The sequence below is a fragment of the Streptomyces tubbatahanensis genome, assembly GCF_022699385.1.
Lineage (GTDB): Bacteria > Actinomycetota > Actinomycetes > Streptomycetales > Streptomycetaceae > Streptomyces > Streptomyces diacarni.
In genome coordinates this window covers 1,391,900-1,407,429 of record NZ_CP093846.1, presented here as the reverse complement: position 1 = coordinate 1,407,429, position 15,530 = coordinate 1,391,900, and the positions used below count along the sequence as shown (strand labels likewise).

General features: G+C 72.5%; 12 protein-coding genes and 1 tRNA gene. 5 read left to right on the top strand and 8 right to left on the bottom strand.

Annotated elements, in window-relative coordinates; translation table 11 throughout:
• Window positions 1-347: 347 nt before the first annotated feature.
• A complete protein-coding gene (locus MMF93_RS06025) occupies window positions 348-2,057 on the bottom strand; it encodes an MDR family MFS transporter (protein ID WP_242750013.1) in 1,710 nt (569 codons plus the stop codon).
• A gap of 299 nt (window positions 2,058-2,356) precedes the next feature.
• Between MMF93_RS06025 and MMF93_RS06020 the strand changes: the two genes are divergently transcribed.
• Complete coding sequence (locus MMF93_RS06020) at window positions 2,357-2,893, top strand: MarR family winged helix-turn-helix transcriptional regulator (RefSeq protein ID WP_423835359.1); 537 nt, start codon at window positions 2,357-2,359, stop codon at window positions 2,891-2,893.
• A gap of 92 nt (window positions 2,894-2,985) precedes the next feature.
• Here the strand turns inward: MMF93_RS06020 and MMF93_RS06015 are convergent, their stop codons facing one another.
• The 4 genes from MMF93_RS06015 to MMF93_RS06000 all read right to left on the bottom strand — a co-directional run bounded on the left by MMF93_RS06015 (window position 2,986) and on the right by MMF93_RS06000 (window position 7,284).
• On the bottom strand, window positions 2,986-3,369 hold the full coding sequence (locus MMF93_RS06015; protein WP_242750011.1) for a rhodanese-like domain-containing protein: 384 nt from the start codon (window positions 3,367-3,369) through the stop codon (window positions 2,986-2,988).
• On the bottom strand, window positions 3,369-3,932 hold the full coding sequence (locus MMF93_RS06010; protein ID WP_242750009.1) for a cysteine dioxygenase: 564 nt from the start codon (window positions 3,930-3,932) through the stop codon (window positions 3,369-3,371). Before MMF93_RS06010 ends, MMF93_RS06015 begins: the two co-directional genes overlap by 1 nt.
• A 641-nt stretch (window positions 3,933-4,573) precedes the next feature.
• Window positions 4,574-6,091: a carotenoid oxygenase family protein gene (locus tag MMF93_RS06005; protein WP_242750008.1), complete on the bottom strand. Its 1,518-nt coding sequence runs from the start codon at window positions 6,089-6,091 to the stop codon at window positions 4,574-4,576.
• A gap of 1,108 nt (window positions 6,092-7,199) precedes the next feature.
• Window positions 7,200-7,284: transfer RNA gene (locus MMF93_RS06000), tRNA-Leu, on the bottom strand.
• Between the two features lie 139 nt (window positions 7,285-7,423).
• Here MMF93_RS06000 and MMF93_RS05995 point away from each other — a divergent pair.
• The 3 genes from MMF93_RS05995 (at window position 7,424) to MMF93_RS05985 (ending at window position 10,434) form a co-directional block, all read left to right on the top strand.
• On the top strand, window positions 7,424-8,731 hold the full coding sequence (locus MMF93_RS05995; RefSeq protein ID WP_114020490.1) for a M20/M25/M40 family metallo-hydrolase: 1,308 nt from the start codon (window positions 7,424-7,426) through the stop codon (window positions 8,729-8,731).
• Between the two features lie 254 nt (window positions 8,732-8,985).
• On the top strand, window positions 8,986-9,219 hold the full coding sequence (gene chpH / locus MMF93_RS05990; RefSeq protein ID WP_114019289.1) for a chaplin ChpH: 234 nt from the start codon (window positions 8,986-8,988) through the stop codon (window positions 9,217-9,219).
• Between the two features lie 231 nt (window positions 9,220-9,450).
• Window positions 9,451-10,434, top strand: coding sequence for a chaplin (locus tag MMF93_RS05985; protein WP_242750007.1), 984 nt, complete (start codon window positions 9,451-9,453; stop codon window positions 10,432-10,434).
• Window positions 10,435-10,864: 430 nt separating this feature from the next.
• On the opposite strand, the gene MMF93_RS05980 is transcribed toward MMF93_RS05985, so the two are convergent.
• Window positions 10,865-11,053, bottom strand: a complete 189-nt coding sequence (locus tag MMF93_RS05980) for a DUF5703 family protein (RefSeq protein ID WP_114019287.1) — start codon at window positions 11,051-11,053, stop codon at window positions 10,865-10,867.
• Window positions 11,054-11,100: 47 nt separating this feature from the next.
• Here MMF93_RS05980 and MMF93_RS05975 point away from each other — a divergent pair, with 47 nt between their 5' ends.
• Complete coding sequence (locus tag MMF93_RS05975) at window positions 11,101-11,877, top strand: hypothetical protein (protein ID WP_242750005.1); 777 nt, start codon at window positions 11,101-11,103, stop codon at window positions 11,875-11,877.
• 374 nt (window positions 11,878-12,251) lie between these two features.
• Here the strand turns inward: MMF93_RS05975 and MMF93_RS05970 are convergent, their stop codons facing one another.
• Window positions 12,252-14,465, bottom strand: a complete 2,214-nt coding sequence (locus MMF93_RS05970; RefSeq protein ID WP_242750004.1) for a helix-hairpin-helix domain-containing protein — start codon at window positions 14,463-14,465, stop codon at window positions 12,252-12,254.
• Window positions 14,462-15,517 carry an aldo/keto reductase gene (locus MMF93_RS05965; RefSeq protein ID WP_242750003.1) on the bottom strand — a complete coding sequence of 352 codons (1,056 nt, stop codon included), beginning with the start codon at window positions 15,515-15,517 and terminating at the stop codon, window positions 14,462-14,464. Before MMF93_RS05965 ends, MMF93_RS05970 begins: the two co-directional genes overlap by 4 nt.
• Window positions 15,518-15,530 lie beyond the last annotated feature (13 nt).

Genomic DNA, 15,530 nt, shown 5'->3' with positions numbered 1-15,530 from the left:
GCCAGGGCCGGGGCGAAGGGGCGGGTGGGACACTGCGTCACGGGGAAACGCCGCGTCCCTCCCGCCGTCGAGGGCGCGCGCCAGGCCGCCGGCGCCGCGCCCCGTCATGCACTGTGCCGGGGCTGACTCGAGAACCTCTCGACTGACGCTGGAGTGCGTCAGGCCTCCCAAGGGGTGAGCGGATACGGGAGGAGCCAGGTCAGCCAGGTGCCGAACCTCCAGCCCCGCGGAAACCCGCTGCGCGGACTCGTCGCGCCCGTCTCGTTGTCAGGCATGCGGGCGAGGCCGGCACGGTCGGCTCGACGCCCGCTCGAGAACCTCGCGAGCGCGGTGCGGGCCGACCGCGGTCAGGTCCTCGGCGTGCCTTCGGGGGCGTCGGTTTCCGTGCCGGTACCCGTGTCGCCGCCCGCGCCCGCGTCCCCGGTGCCGGCCGAGCCGCCGTCGTCAGCCCCCGGCCCCCTCGGGCCTTCCGCATTCCCCGGACCTCCCGGCACCGCGGGGCTCCCCGCACCTCCCGGCCCGCGTGCCTTCAGTCTGACGTCCTTGAGCAGCAGTGCGAGTACCAGGCCGAGCAGGAGGACGGGTACGGCGGAGAGGAAGACGGCCGACAGGGCGCTGCTGTAGACGTCGGCCACCGCGGAGGCCGTCTGCGGGGCGAGGGTGTCGATCTTCTCGGGTTCGAGGGAGCCGCCCACCACCTGGTCGGCCACGTCCGAGGGGAGCAGGCCGGCGGCTTCGCCGGCCAGGCGCGCGTTGAGCAGGGAGCCGAACACGGTGGCGCCGAAGGCGACACCGAGGTTGCGGGCAAGGCCGACCGTGGAGGTGCTGACGCCTATGTGCGCGCGCGGCGCGGTGCTCTGGGCGACGAGCGTGGTGACCTGCGAGGAGAGTCCGACCCCGATGCCCATGACGGCCAGCAGGAGGCTGAACGTCGCCGTGCTGGTGTCGGCGGAGGTCAGCGACATCAGGCCCGCGGCGCCGGTCGCCAGCGCTGTGCTGGCGACCGGGAACCACTTGTAGCGCCCGGTCTTGCCGATCACCTGTCCTGCCACGACCGTCGCGATGGCCATGCCGATCATCGCGGGCAGGAAGAGGAGTCCGGTGCGGGTGGCGCTCACGCCCTCGACGGTCTGGAAGAGGAGGGGGACGAAGTTGACGCAGCCGAAGAAGGCGAAGCTGACGGCGAAGGCGACCACCACGCAGATGGTGAAGGTCCGGTTGCGGAAGAGTCCGAGCGGGACGATGGGTTCGACCGTGCGCCGCTCGTGGCGTGCCCACACCGCGCCCAGTGCGACGGCGCCCGCGGCCAGGCTCCAGACGACGGCGTGATCCCAGCCGTAGCGTCCTGCCAGGTCCGTCACCAGGACGAGGCAGACGATGACTCCGGTCAGCAGCGCCGTGCCGGCGTGGTCGATGCGGGGCCGTGCCGTCTTGCGGGGAGTCGTGGGCAGCAGGAGCCTGATGCCCGCCATGGCGAGCAGGCCCAGCGGCAGGTTGATGAGGAAGATCCACCGCCAGCCGAGCTGGTCGGTCAGGAAGCCGCCGGCCAGCGGCCCCGCGAGGTTGGCGATGACCATGACGCCGGCGAACCACCCCTGGTACTTCGCTCGTTGGCGCGGTGGCATCAGGTCGCCGAGGACGGAGAACGCGCTGACCTGGAGCCCTCCGCCGCCGAGCCCCTGGAGGGCGCGGAAGACGATGAGCCAGCCCATGGAACCGGCCGCGCCGCAGGCCACCGAGCCCGCGAGGAAGAGCACGAGGGCGGCCAGGTAGACCGTGCGGCGGCCGAAGAGGTCGCCGAGCTTTCCGTACACGAGCATGGCCACGCTGAAGGTCAGCATGTACGCGGTGAAGGTCCAGCTGTAGAGGTCCAGGGCGCCCAGGTCACCGGTCAGGCGGGGTCCCGCTGTGGCGACGATCGACTGGTCGAGCATCGACATCGCGCTGGTCAGCAGCAGGGCGCCGAGGAGCAGCGGAAACCTGGGCGGCAGGGGGCGCGGGGGTGGGGGTGCGGTGTCCGCGGGGCGGGGGGACCGGCCTGGTCCGGTATCGGTCATCGGGTTCTCTCCGTCCGTCGGTGGCCGTCCGTCGGTGGCCGGTGGCCGGTGGCCGGTGGCCGTGGTCGGTGGCCGATGGGTGCGGTGGACGTCGCTCGGTGAGGGGGCGCGGGCAGGAGAGTGCTTCAAGCAATTTTATGCTACTAGCATATAAGTGCTGCCCGCATCGGAATATCGAGAGAGCGGAGAGGCAAGGGGGCGGAGCCCTCTTCAGATGCGAACCGCGCATGCCTGACCAGCACACCTGGGCCGGGAACCCACACATAAGCTCTTGGCGCGGAAGCCGGTAGCCTCGCAGCGTGACGAAGGGCGAAGGAAGTCAGGCGCATACCTCGGCGCGGGGCGGAAGGGGCCCGGTCGAGCAGGACGTGCTGTCAGACATCGAGGCGGCGATGGTCCGGATCCGCCGCCGCCAGTCCCGCCGCAGCCTCGCCCGGCCCGTGGTCGACGACCTCGACGAACCGGTGGACCTCAACACGCTCGCCGTCATCGACGCCGTCGACGAGGGCGCGGGCGACAGCGGCAGCGGCAGCGGCAGCGACGTCACGGTCGGGTTCGTCGCCGACCGGCTCGCCATCGACCCCTCACGGGCGAGCCGGATCGTCGCCGAAGCCGTCAGATCGGGATTCGTGCGCCGCGTGGCCTCGCAGGAGGACGGCCGCAGAAGCTGCCTGGAGCTGACCGCGACAGGCGAGGAAGCCGTGGTCGCCGCCCACCGGACGCGGCAGCTCTTCTACTCCGACGTGCTGGGGGACTGGGACGCGGGCGAGCAGCGGGAGTTCGCACGACTGCTCACCAAGTTCGTGCGCTCGCTGGACGACGCCGCCCGCGACTGACGTCATGCCCGGGGCTTGCGCCCCCGCGACGTCCGGCGACGAGGCCCCCCTCCCGCTGGACGGGGGCCTCGTGCGGCCGGCCGCGTCGCGGCTCAGCCGACCGCCGGCGTCACCGGAAGCCCTGCCCGGCGCCACGCCTGGAAGCCGCCGATGAGATCAGTCGCGCGGGGCAGGCCGATCCACCGCAGAGAGGCCGCGGCGAGCGAGGAGGCGTACCCCTCGTCGCACAGCACGATCCATCGGGTCGTGGTGTCCGTGGCCTCGGGAAGGGCGCCGGAGCTGGCGGGGTCGAGGCGCCACTCCAGGTGGTTGCGCTCCACGATCAGCGCGCCAGGAATGGTTCCGGCCGCCCGTCGTTGGAATTCCGGGCGGGTGTCCACCAGCACCGCGCCCTCGGCCACGGCCGCGTGCGCCTCGTGTGGATGGAGCCTCTCGAGCGAGCGGCGCACGTCGGCGAGCCTGTCGTCGATGCCCATCACGCCTGCCCGTCACGGTCGTCGGAACTGTCCAGGTCGGGGGCGTCGGCGAGTTCGTCGAAATCATCGGCGCCGTCGACGGTGTTTGTACGGACCAACTCGACCCCTCCGCTGCCCGGCGACTCCCGGTAGGAGGACATGGTGGCAAGCGCGGGGGAGTAGGCGTGAATGCTGACCGCCGGGCTGTCGCTGTCGTTGCGCACCTGGTGGATGTGGCGGGGGCCGAAGGAGCGGACACCGCCGGTGGGAAGCCGCCGTGGACTCGGTGGCACGGCGGCTTCCCACCGGCGGGCGAAGGTCTGTTCGGTGAGCTCTCCTCGGACCACGCCGAAGGCGCCGGAGGCGCCGCCGTGGTCGTGGATGTCGGTGCCCTGGCCGGGCAGCCAGGTCAGCAGCCAGACTTCGTGTGCCTCGCTGTGGGCGAGCCGGATGGAGAAGCGTTCGGGCGTGGTGAAGCGAACGCGGGAGGTCCACAGCGAGGAGGACGAGGTGAAGCGGCGTACGCTCTGAGTCAACTGAGCGGGAGTGAGCAGGCGTGCGTCGGCGCGCAGAGGCGCGGTCATGGCGATACCTCACAGGGGGCGTGTCGTGGAATCCGGTCGTCAGGCGCGGCCGGGATGACACAACGCGCTGGCCACGCGGACCAGGTCCACGTGGCGCCGTAGGAAAGAGCGCGTACCGGTGGGCATGGCGGCAAGATTGGCAGGAGCGGGCCGCGGGGTCAACCAGTCGAATGCGCAGTTCGCGCCATGGGCGACTGCTCTGTGAACGGGACACTGCGGGCGTATGTCGAGCGCGGCCTGGACCAGTACGAGGTCCGCCGTTTCGTGGGCTGGTAGCGGCACGGGGCCGTCGAGCTCGCCGTGGCGGAGGTTCGGCGACTCCTGGCAGCATGTCGTCCACCCCACCCGCACGTGCGCGGACACCGGGTCCGACACCACGCGGTGAGCTGGTCGAACCGGCGCCGACGACGCCAGACAGTCGCCGCCGCCGTCACTACCTGCGCCGCCGCCGTCACTACCTGCGCCGCCGCCGTCACTACCTGCGCCGCCGCCGTCACTACCTGCGCCGCCGCCGTCACTACCTGCGCCGCCGCCGTCACTACCTGCGCCGCTGTCGCACGATCGAGGGGCGGTCTCCGCGAGACCGCCCCTGCACGCCCGGAGGCCCGCCACACTTCCGCCACCGGGCGAAACCCGCGATATCAGGCGTCGTGCACCCAGCTGCCGTGGAAGCCGAGGGGGACACGGCCGGGCAGGTGGACGCGGGCCAGAGCGTGGCCGGTGAAGTCCTGGGCGGCGAGGATGACGAGGTCGGTGGCGCCGCGGTCGGGGTCGTTGACGTAGGACAGGACGTAGCCGTCGTCCTCGTCGCGGGCGCCGCGGCGGGGCACGAAGACGGGTTCGCTGGCGCCCGCCCCCGCGGGGAAGCGGCGTACCTGGCGGGTGGAGCGCAGCATGTCGTGTTTGACGAGGCAGTTGGTGAACTTGGTGTCGGGGATCTGGCCGTCGACAGTCTCATAGGCGCGCCACATCTCGGCGGCGCTGGCGGTGTAGCCGTAGCGGTGGCGGCGGGTGGTGAGGTGTTCGTTGATGCGGGGGAATTCCTGGGGCAGGTCATCGAGGCGGGTGGCGGTGACGTGGCTGCGGGTGAGGTCGATGGTCCAGCGGTCCAGGGTGGGGGCACCGGTGGCGGTGGGCCCGCCGCTGCCGAGGCCCGCGGCGTAGAACGGGGCGGGCATGGAGGTGTACTCGACGACGATGCGGTTGCCGTCGTCGTAGGCGTTGAGGGTGTGGGAGAAGTAGACAGGGTCGATGGCGAACCAGCGGACGGTTCCTCCCGTGCGGGGCATCACACCCAGACGCATGGGGTGGTGGTGGTTCCACTCGTAGGGGACCAGAGCGCCTGCCTGGGCGGCTTGTTCGTCGAAAGTGAGGGGGACGTCGACGATGACGACGTATTTTCCGGTGAGGGCGAAGTCGTGCATCATCGGGGCGTCCGCGACCGGGATGCGGTGGGTGCGGGCGAGGCGGCCGGTGTGGTCCATGACCAGATGCCGTACGTGGTCCCAGGTGGGGTAATAGGTCACCGCGTGGAGTTCGTCAGCGGCCGGATCGTACTTGGTGTGAGCGGTGAACGAGCTCTTGAGGGTGGAGCGGAAGTCGTACGGGCGCAGGGTCGAGAGGTTGCCGTCCAGCTCGTAGGGCAGAGGGCCGCCCTCTTGCAGGGCAAGGATGCGGCCCTTGTAGCCGATGATGTGGGTGTTGCAGGCGAAGTCGTCCGCAGGGGCGGAGCCCGGGTAGGTTTCGCGAAGCTTTTCGGCTACCTGGGAGGAGCGGACCCAGCGGTTGCGGTACCACTCGGCGCGGCCGGCGCGCAGACGGACACCGTGGACCATGCCGTCGCCGAGCATCCAGTGGTGGGCGCGGGGATCTTCGAGACCGAGGGCGTTGGGGCCGGTGCGCAGGTAGCGTCCGTCGAGGTCACGGGGGATCTTTCCGGTGACGTCGAGGTCGAACGCGGTCAGCTCCTTGGTCGCGGGAGTGAACGCGCCTTCCAGGAACGGCAGGGCGCCCCCGGACTTGCGGGCGGATGGGATGGAGGTGGGCCGGGTGGCAGAAGCGGCGGCTGTGGCGCGGCCCCCCGTCATCCCGGCTGCGGCTCCCGAGACCGCGGCGAACGCGCCTGCCTGCAAAACCCTGCGCCGTGACTGGCCCTTCATCATCACTCCCCGTCCGCCGGTGCAGGCACCGGCCTCCTCGACATCCTGACTGTGCGTTGCGCTGTGTGGTCCATCGTGGAGCGCGGGAAGGCCGGGGGCAGGAGGGGTGGAGCCCGGAAAACGGGGTGGTCTCAGGTACACCCCGCCAGGCGGCACCAGCGCGCGGCAAGGGCCGTGAAGGGGTGGGCGCACTGGGAACACGCTGCAGAGAAGCCTCCAAGTGCTGCTGTGGGCGCTACGGGGGGGGGCACGCTGGGTGGGGCTTGTGCCGGCTGGCAGACAGGAGCGGTCGGTCGGGCGACTCCTCTGGATCGGCCTATGGGTACTGACAGCAGCAACCTTCGTCGTCTGGGCTGCCTTACGGGGCATGGAGAAGAAACGATTCCGCCGGAAGCCCACCCCGGCCACGCACACGCCAGTCGACGATCAGCGGCCACGCGATGCAGTCGGCGAGAACCCAGCCGCGTGAAGGCGGACAAGCACCCGTCTCGTGCCTGTGAGTGGCCAGGGGCGGCCACGGCCATCGCCTCGTCTGCATCGCCGCCGATGTCGGTGTCGATGACCAGCGGGCTCGCGCTGAAATCTTCCGGCCAGGGGTCCGACTGTGCCAACGCGGCCCGGCCGCATGCGCCGAAGCTCGACGAGTGGATTGCCCGCCATTTTTCTCCGGGACGGCTTCCAAGCACCCTTCGCCAGCTCCATACCGCCCAAGGGCAGGAGTGGGGACAAGAAACACCTGAGCTTGCTGAAGCCCGGCAGCAGGTAGCCGCCTGCGACCGACGCTTGCTGGATACCGCGCTGCACTGGACGCCGGATCGAACCCGGTGTTGGTAACCCAGCGGATCAACGAGGCCCAACGGGAGAAGAGTGCTGCCGAGCAGCGGCTCCGTGCCAGCTGCTCGAGTCAGCCCGAGAGGCAATGCTTCTCTGCATCGGACTGGCGGCCGTGATCCAGACGCTCGGCGACATGAAAGATCGTCTTCTCGCTGCACAGCCGGCGGACAAGCGCCCGATCTACGAATCGTTGGGCCTGTCCCTCACGTACGACAAACGGCGACAGACCGTGACTGTTACGTCACGACCCGCCGCCGCGTGTGCGTATGGTGCGTGTCGGGAGGGGGACTTGAACCCCCACGCCCTGTAAAGGGCACTAGCACCTCAAGCTAGCGCGTCTGCCATTCCGCCACCCCGACCGGGTGTGCCGCTCGGGCCGTGGCGGCCCTGGCGACGGGTTAAACCTTAGCACCCGTGGCGGACTGCGATCACCCGCCTCTTGGGGCGCCGCGGTGTGAGCGGGAGTATGGGGGTCTACCTGCGAGAAGAGGAGGCAGCGTGAGTGCCGAGACCGCCGAGACCGAGGTCGTCGATCTGTGCCGTGACCTGATCAGGATCGACACCAGCAATTACGGCAACAACGAGGGGCCGGGCGAGCGGGCGGCGGCCGAGTACGTCGCCGAGAAGCTGGCCGAGGTGGGGCTGGAGCCGCAGATCTTCGAGTCCAGGCCCGGCCGCGCCTCCACCGTGGCGCGGATCGCGGGCGAGGACCCCTCGCGTCCGGCCCTGCTCATCCACGGGCACACCGACGTCGTTCCGGCCAACGCCGACGACTGGACGCACCACCCCTTCTCCGGGGAGATCGTCGACGGCTGCGTGTGGGGCCGGGGCGCCGTCGACATGAAGGACATGGACGCCATGACGCTGGCGGTGGTGCGTGACCGTCTGCGGACGGGGCGCAAGCCGCCCCGCGACGTCGTGCTGGCCTTCCTCGCGGACGAGGAGGCCGGCGGTGTCTACGGGGCGCGGCACCTGGTCGACAACCACGCCGACCTGTTCGAGGGTGTCACCGAGGCCATCGGTGAGGTCGGCGGTTTCTCCTTCACGGTCAACGAGAACCTGCGGCTCTACCTCGTCGAGACCGCCCAGAAGGGCATGCACTGGATGCGGCTGACCGTGGACGGCACCGCCGGGCACGGGTCGATGACCAACAACGACAACGCCATCACCGAGCTGTGCGAGGCCGTGGCGCGGCTGGGCCGCCACAAGTTCCCCGTACGGGTGACCAAGACGGTCCGCTCCTTCCTGGACGAGCTCTCCGACGCCCTCGGCATCGAGCTCGACCCGGAGAACATGGAGGAGACCCTCACCCGGCTCGGTGGCATCGCGAAGATCATCGGCGCGACCCTGCAGAACACCGCGGCGCCCACGCAGCTCGGTGCCGGGTACAAGGTCAACGTCATTCCCGGTCAGGCGACAGCCCACGTGGACGGACGGTTCCTGCCCGGGCACGAGGAGGAGTTCCTGGCCGACCTCGACCGCCTCCTGGGTCCGCGGGTCAAGCGGGAGGACGTGCACGCGGACAAGGCTCTGGAGACCACCTTCGACGGGGCGCTCGTGGACGCCATGCAGTCGTCCCTGCGCGCCGAGGACCCCATCGCCCGCGCCGTGCCGTACATGCTTTCGGGGGGCACCGACGCCAAGTCGTTCGACGACCTGGGCATCCGCTGCTTCGGCTTCGCCCCGCTGAAGCTCCCGCCTGAGCTGGACTTCGCCGGCATGTTCCACGGCGTCGACGAGCGGGTGCCGGTGGACGGCCTGCAGTTCGGAGCCCGGGTGCTGGACCGTTTCCTCGACCAGGCGTGAGGGGGGCAAAGCCTGGGATTTGGGGCCTGGGGCCTGGGCCCCGAGGTGCTCCAGGCCCGGCGTGCCCCCGGGCCTGGAGCTACGCCGGGCCCGGAGCCGCCCGGCCCGTTCCCGGCCCGGCCGGGAAATCGGTCACGTGTGCTCATATGACCGGGAAGAGTGAATGATCTAGTCAGTTCGTAGCCAGATTCCTCCGTCCTCGTTACAGGAGATGCGGTCCCCGGCTGGGACCGTCTTGCCAACTAGGAGGAATAATGATCAAGAAGGTCATCGCCGCTGCGGCTGCCACCAGCGGTCTGGTACTGGCTGGTGCGGGTATGGCCGTCGCCGACTCGGGTGCGCAGGGTGCCGCCGTGCACTCCCCGGGTGTTGTTTCCGGCAACGTCGTTCAGGTTCCGGTCCACATCCCGGTGAACGCCTGCGGCAACAGCGTTTCCGTGATCGGGCTGCTGAACCCCGCCTTCGGCAACACCTGCGTCAACTCCTGACGCCGAGTCTCACCCGACCCGTTCGGTGAGCACACGAACCTGAGCGGCCCCGGAGCGCGCGCCACGCGCTCCGGGGCCCTCGGGTCTTCCGAGGGCCGAGGCCCTCGAAGAGGTCGAGAAGTTCGAGGGGGGCGGGACGGCGCACACAGGCGCCTCCCCCTGGCCGGTCCACAGAAAGCCACATCAGGCAGCCACATCGGGCAGCCACCACGAGGCAGGGGAATCCACACGATGCGACAGGGCACCAGAAAGGGCCTCATCACCATGGCCGCCGCGGGCGGCCTGTTCGCGATGTCGGGGGGAACGGCGTTCGCGGACGCGGGCGCCCAGGGCGACAGCGGGAACTCGCCGGGGGTTCTCTCCGGCAACACCTTCCAGGCACCCGTGAACGTCACGGTCAACATCTGCGGCAACACCGTGAGCGTCATCGGTCTGCTCAACCCGGCGTCCGGCAACGGCTGCGCGGGCCTCGGCAGCGGTTCGGGTGGTGCGGGCGGTTCGGGCGGCGGCTCCGGCTCGCACGAGGGGCAACCGAGCGGGCAGAGCCCCCAGGGCGGCCGCGGTGACCAGGTCACCGGAGGCGGCAGCGGCGGCAACGGTGCCCACGCGGGCGGCTCCTCGCAGAGCTCCCCCGGTGTCGGCTCGGGCAACGACGTACAGGTTCCGGTCGACGTGCCGGTCAACGTCTGCGGTAACACCGTCGACGTCGGCGGGGCCCTCAACCCGGCGCACGGCAACGGCTGCGCCGACCCGGAGGCGCCCGGACCCGTCGAGCCCGGCTACCCGGAGCAGCCCGAGAAGCCGGGAAACCCCGGTGAGCCGGAAGAGCCGGGCAAGCCGGGTGAGCCCGGTCAGCCCGAGACCCCGCACCACCCGGAGAATCCCGGAAACCCCGGAAACCCCGGAAATCCGGATGACCCCGAAGGCCCCGGGCAGCCCGACGAGCCGGGTGGGCCCGACCGGCCCGGGAATCCGGACGAGCCCACGTCACCGGACTCGCCGCAGACACCCGATCAGCCCGGCAGCACCGGCGAGGTGCACGCGGCCTCCCAGCCCGTGCCCGCGGCGCCCGCCGACGCCGGCGCCGAAGCCCACGGCGAGCTGGCGCACACCGGTGCGGGATCGCAGCTCGGCGTCGCCGCGCCGCTCAGCATGGGCCTCCTCGCCGGGGGCTATGTGCTCTACCGGCGCTCCCGCGTCGCCACCCGCCGCTGACCCGTCCGGCGCCGGCGTCCGCGCCCGCCGGGCAGTGAGACGGCACGCGCTCCGCTGCGACGCGCTGGAGCGAGTAGTGCCCCGGGGCGGGAACGCGTAGCGCCCCCGAGGCGGGAACGAGGAGCGCCCCCGGGACCGGAACGAGGAGCGCCCGCGGGACCGGAACGGGAGCGCTCAGCCCCGGAAGGGAGCAGCGCTCAGGCGGAAGCGAGCAGTGCTCAGGCGGAAGCGAGCAGTGCTTAGGCGGAAGCTAGCTGTGCTCAGGGCAGAACGAGCGGGCTCAGGCGGAAGCGAGCAGTGCTCAGGGCAGAACGAGCGGGTTCAGGGCGAAAGAGGGAGCGGGCCCCGGCGAGGGGCCCGCTCCCGCACTGTCCGCCGGCGGCGCCACCGTGTCCCCGGCCCGGAGTCCGGGCTGCGGCGTCCGTGGTGATCACCAGGTGGCGCGCAGCTGACGGATGATACGGCGACGCAGTCGCACCCGGCGGCTCCCGTCGGGGTACAGCCTGGTCCTGGCGAGCTCCCAGTGCCCGTACTCGGCGTGGTCGGTGAGTAGTTGGGTCGCGGCCTTGCGGGACACACCGCGGGGGACGTACACGTCGCGAAATTCGTATTCCGGCATCCCCACCATTGTGCGCGTGGAGCCCGTCTGCCGATAGCGTCTGCACTATGTCTGATGCTGCGCAGCCCACCGCTGCCGACGTACGCGCCGCCGCCGAGGCGGTCAAAGCCGCGCTGGACCGGCACCTGGAGGCCGTCGAGCGCCGCGCGGGTGAGTCCCGGGCGTCCGCGGGGGCGGACGCCGACGCCGGTGACGGGGAGCGGAGCGAGGCGTCGGCGGAGCAGGACACCGCCGGACTCGACTCCGCCGTCTACGCCGCGTTCGACGAACTCGCCGCGGCCGGAGAGGCCTACGACGAACTGCTGTACGAGGTCTACGACGAGGTCACCCCCTTCGAGATCCCCGGCGGGGACACGCTGCCCGCCTACGCGGGGCCGGAGACGCCCACCGCGCTGAGCGTCCTCATCCGCAGGGACTACACCATCGCCGAACCGCAGCGGATGCTCGCGCAGGCGGAGCGGGTCACCGAGCTGGACCCCGAGTCGGCGGAGGACGAGCGGGTCGAGGGCGCCTCGGCGGGCGGTGGCGTGCACGCCGCGCTGGGTGTGCTGTTCGGCGAGTACGAGCCGGACGAGATCGCGACCCGGCACAAGGAGTTCGGCCTGGAGGAGGGTGACTCCACGCTGTGGGTGACCGCGGTCGACGAGCCCGGCGAGCCGGGTGAGTGGCTCTCGGCCCCCTTCGACCAGGCGGATCCGCAGCACGTCGTCTGCCGTTTCGACGTCAGCTCCGTCTTCGACGAGGACGAGGAGGATTTGCTCGTCGAGACGGCGGACGAGCCCGGCTCGGCGGCCGGAGGCGGGGCAGGGCCCGGGCGCCGGTAGCCCGGGCCCGGCCCCGCCTCCACCCCGACCGCCACATCTCCGTCTCCGTCGTCTCCGTCGTCCCCGCCGTCCCGGTGTGCGCCGTCCCCGCTCTACGGCGCGGACCGGGGCGCCTCCGGGCCCCGCCGTCGCCGCCCGGCCCGCGCCACCGCACCGGCGCGCATGCACGTGCGCACACCAGCACGGAGCCCGGCCCTGCCCCGCCCGGGCAAGGCGGAGAGGCCGCGGCAGATCCGGCGCCGCGGCCGGAGACTCCGTGGCCGGACCGGGCCGGGCCGGAGCGGGCCGGGCCGGAGCGGACCGGGCTGGATCCGGACCGGACCGCGGCCACGGAGGACGAACGCGTGCGGCCGGTGCCGCGGCGCGGCGCGCGCTCAGTCCGTGGAGCCCGTGTCCTCCTCGCCGACTTCGTCGGCCTCCGCCGCGCGCGCCGACTCCGTGAGCAGGACGCGCAGACGCGTCACCCGCTCCGGGGACAGGCCCGAGACGACGGCGCGGGGGAGGGCGTCACCGGCGCCGTGGACGACGGAGAGATGCCGCTCGCCGCGGCCGAACGCGGTGTAGACCCATGCGCGGGACAGCACCTGGGTGGCGTCTCCCGGCAGCACCACGACGGCTGCCGGCCAGCGCAGGCCCGCCGCCTGGTGTGCTGTCATCGCCCAGCCGTGCCGCACGGTCTCCGCCACCCGGTCGGGCGGGACCGTGAGCGTGCGTCCGTGGCAGCTGAGGTGGAGCCCTTCCTCGTCGGCGGAGGCCACCGTGCCGACCTCGGTGCGGCCGGGTGCGGGGGAGTGGGCGACGCGGTCCCCGGGGTCGAAGCCGGCGAACCGTCCCGGGCCCGGGTTGAGCCGTTCCTTGAGGGCGGCGTTCAGCGCGCGGGTGCCGGCGGAGCCGCCGTGTCCCGGCGTGATGACCTGGGTTTCGTGCGTGGGTACGCCGATGGCCCTGGGCACCGAGTCGGCGACGAGCTGCACGGTGCGGTGGACCGCCTCGCCGGCGTCCTGCACGGGGACGATGACGACTTCCTTGCCGGGGGCCTCCACCTGCAGCAGCTCGCCGACGCCGATGCCCGACACCAGCTCGCCGACGGGGCCGGGGTCGGGCGTGCGTGAGGTGACGTGCGGGCAGCACCGGGCTGCGACCAGGTCGCGGAACACCTGTCCTGGACCTGCCGCGCCGAGCACTTCCGGATCGCCGCTGAGCACCAGCCGCGCGCCGTCCGGCAGGGATTCCAGCAGCGCCGCTGCGCCTTCGGCGTCGAGCTGCGGGGCATCGCACACGGCCAGCAGATCCACCGCGAGCATCCCCTCGGCATCCCGCTCAGGGCCCTCCGCCCCGGCCAGGGTCCCGGCGACCGTGGCGCAGCCGGCGTCCGCGACGGCGTGGGCGCCGGACTCCGCGCCCTGACCGTCCGGACCGGTCTCACCGTCCGCTTCGTCCGCCTCGTCCGCCTCGTCCGCCTGCGTGGCCGCGGTGGCGGACGCTGCCGCGGCCGCCGTGCCGTCGGGGCCTGCGACCGCTTCGACGAGCCGCGTCATGCGGGCCCGGCCGTCATCCGTATGGGTGAGGGCCCAGGCGCGCAGCCCGAGCTGCCGCGCCGCGACGACGAGCGCGGCGATCTCCGCGCGGGACGCCTCGCCCCCCGAGTGGGTGACCAGCCCGCTGCCTGCCGCGGTGGTGATGAGCTCTTTCGCGGACGGGGAGGGCGCCGCCTCGGCCGCGGTGGACCAGCCCGGCGCGGCGGATGCGACCGCCGCGTCTGCCGTGTCCGCGGCTTCCCGCCCGTGGCGCGCCGTGTCGAAGGTGCTCGCGATCCGGGCGAGGGCGTCGGCGAGGCTCTCCTCCGCCAGCGCGTAGCGGTCCAGGCCGAACAGCATCCGGACGGGGCGCTCCTCCTCGCCGGCCTCTTCCTCGCCGCCCTGCCCGGAGCCCTGCCCCGGGGTGGAGTGGGCGGGGCCCGCGTCCAGTGCGTCCTCGAACACGAGTACGGCGCCCGCGTCGACGGCCTCGCGAACCGCCTCCTGGGGGTCGGGCACCGCGTGCCGGGCCAGGCCCTCGGCGAGGGCGGCCGGCTCCTGCACCGTGTCGCCCCGCAGGGCTGCGCGCTCCAGCAGCCTGACGACGAGCGCGACCGCCCGCCGCGCGTCCCCGGGCCCGGCCTCCTCGCCGAGCAGGGCGCGGGCGAATCCGTCGGCCTGCTCGGGCTGCACCCCCGCGACCGCCAGCAGCTGCCACGGGTCGGCCCGCAGCACGTCGGCGGCGCCCTCGCCGAGAGCCTCGACCGCGCGCGGGGCCAGGGACTCGGGTGCGCCGCCTTCCGCCAGCAGGGCCCGCACCTCCTCGGGGACCACGATCCGGCCCCCGGCCCGGCCCTCCCCGTGCGCGGGGCGCGGCGCGGCCGAGCCGGCCGGCGCACGCCCTGCCGGTACGCCCCCGGCCCCCGCGCGGTCCTGCGCGCCGCCGGCCGCCGGCCCGCGGGCCGGGGAGGCGGGCTGCTTCCGCTCGGTGAAGAAGGAGTCGGCGGAGCGCTCGCCGCTCTCCACCGCGCGGACGGCGGCGAGGAGTTCGGCTGTCCGGTCGTTGCTCACAGCTCGCTCCAGTCCTGGTCGGGGTAGCGGTGCACGGGCGCCGAGACGTCGTCCAGCGCCGCGCGGATTTCACCAGGAAGACTAAGGCCCTCCACTGACAACGCCTCCGCGAGCTGCTGCGACGTGCGGGCGCCGACGATGGGCGCCGTCACGCCCGGCCGGTCGCGTACCCACGCGAGCGCCACCTGGTGCGCAGGGAGTGCGAGTCCGTCGGCCGCCGTCGCCACCGCGTCCACGATCCGCCCCGCGGTCTCGTCCAGGTACGGCTCGACGAACGGCGCCAGCCGCTCGGAGGCGCCGCGCGATCCCGGGGGCGGGGGCCCTGGCTGCCGGTACTTGGCGGTGAGCACCCCGCGGCCCAGAGGTGAGGAGGGCAGCAGCCCGATGCCGAGGTCGAGCGCCGCCGGCAGCACCTCGCGTTCGATGCCGCGCTGCAACAGCGAGTACTCCATCTGGGTACTGGCCAACCTGTGCCGTGTGCCCGGCGCCGCCAGTTGCCAGGTCCCCGCCTTGGCCAGCTGCCAGCCCGAGAAGTTCGACACTCCGGCGTAGCGGGCGCGCCCGCTGGTCACGGCGGTGTCCAGCGCCTGGAGCGTCTCCTCCAGCGGTGTGTGGGGGTCCCACGCGTGCACCTGCCACAGGTCCACGTGGTCGGTGCCGAGCCGCTCCAGCGAGGCGTCGAGCGCGGCGAGGAGGTGGCCGCGCGAGCAGTCGAAGCGGCGGTCGGGTTCCGGGACGCTGCCGGCCTTGGTGGCGATGACCAGGTCCCGGCGCGGCACCAGGTCGTGCACCATCCGTCCCAGCAGGTACTCGGCCTCTCCGTCGCCGTACACGTCGGCGGTGTCCACGAGGGTGCCGCCGGCCTCCCAGAACGCCTTGAGCTGGTCGGCGGCGTTGCGCACGTGCTGCTCGTGGCTCTCGCCCGACTCCGTACGGCCGCTGTGCGCACCGCCGCCGCCCGAGGGCCCGCCGCTGCCCCGCGCCCAGCTGAGGGTGCCGAGACCGATCCGGGATACGCGCAGGCCAGTGCGGCCGAGGTGCCTTAGCTCCATGGGCGTTGAGCGT

Bases quoted from the DNA above. Each gene is read 5' to 3' on its own strand.
- MMF93_RS06015 (WP_242750011.1), bottom strand. From the start codon at position 3,369: ATGGGCATCGACGACAGGCTCGCCGACGTGCGCCGCTCGCTCGAGAGG.
- MMF93_RS06025 (WP_242750013.1), bottom strand. From the start codon at position 2,057: ATGACCGATACCGGACCAGGCCGGTCCCCCCGCCCCGCGGACACCGCA.
- MMF93_RS05975 (WP_242750005.1), top strand. From the start codon at position 11,101: ATGTCTGATGCTGCGCAGCCCACCGCTGCCGACGTACGCGCCGCCGCC.
- MMF93_RS06010 (WP_242750009.1), bottom strand. From the start codon at position 3,932: ATGACCGCGCCTCTGCGCGCCGACGCACGCCTGCTCACTCCCGCTCAG.
- MMF93_RS06005 (WP_242750008.1), bottom strand. From the start codon at position 6,091: ATGAAGGGCCAGTCACGGCGCAGGGTTTTGCAGGCAGGCGCGTTCGCC.
- chpH (WP_114019289.1), top strand. From the start codon at position 8,986: ATGATCAAGAAGGTCATCGCCGCTGCGGCTGCCACCAGCGGTCTGGTA.
- MMF93_RS05965 (WP_242750003.1), bottom strand. From the start codon at position 15,517: ATGGAGCTAAGGCACCTCGGCCGCACTGGCCTGCGCGTATCCCGGATC.
- MMF93_RS05985 (WP_242750007.1), top strand. From the start codon at position 9,451: ATGCGACAGGGCACCAGAAAGGGCCTCATCACCATGGCCGCCGCGGGC.
- MMF93_RS05980 (WP_114019287.1), bottom strand. From the start codon at position 11,053: ATGCCGGAATACGAATTTCGCGACGTGTACGTCCCCCGCGGTGTGTCC.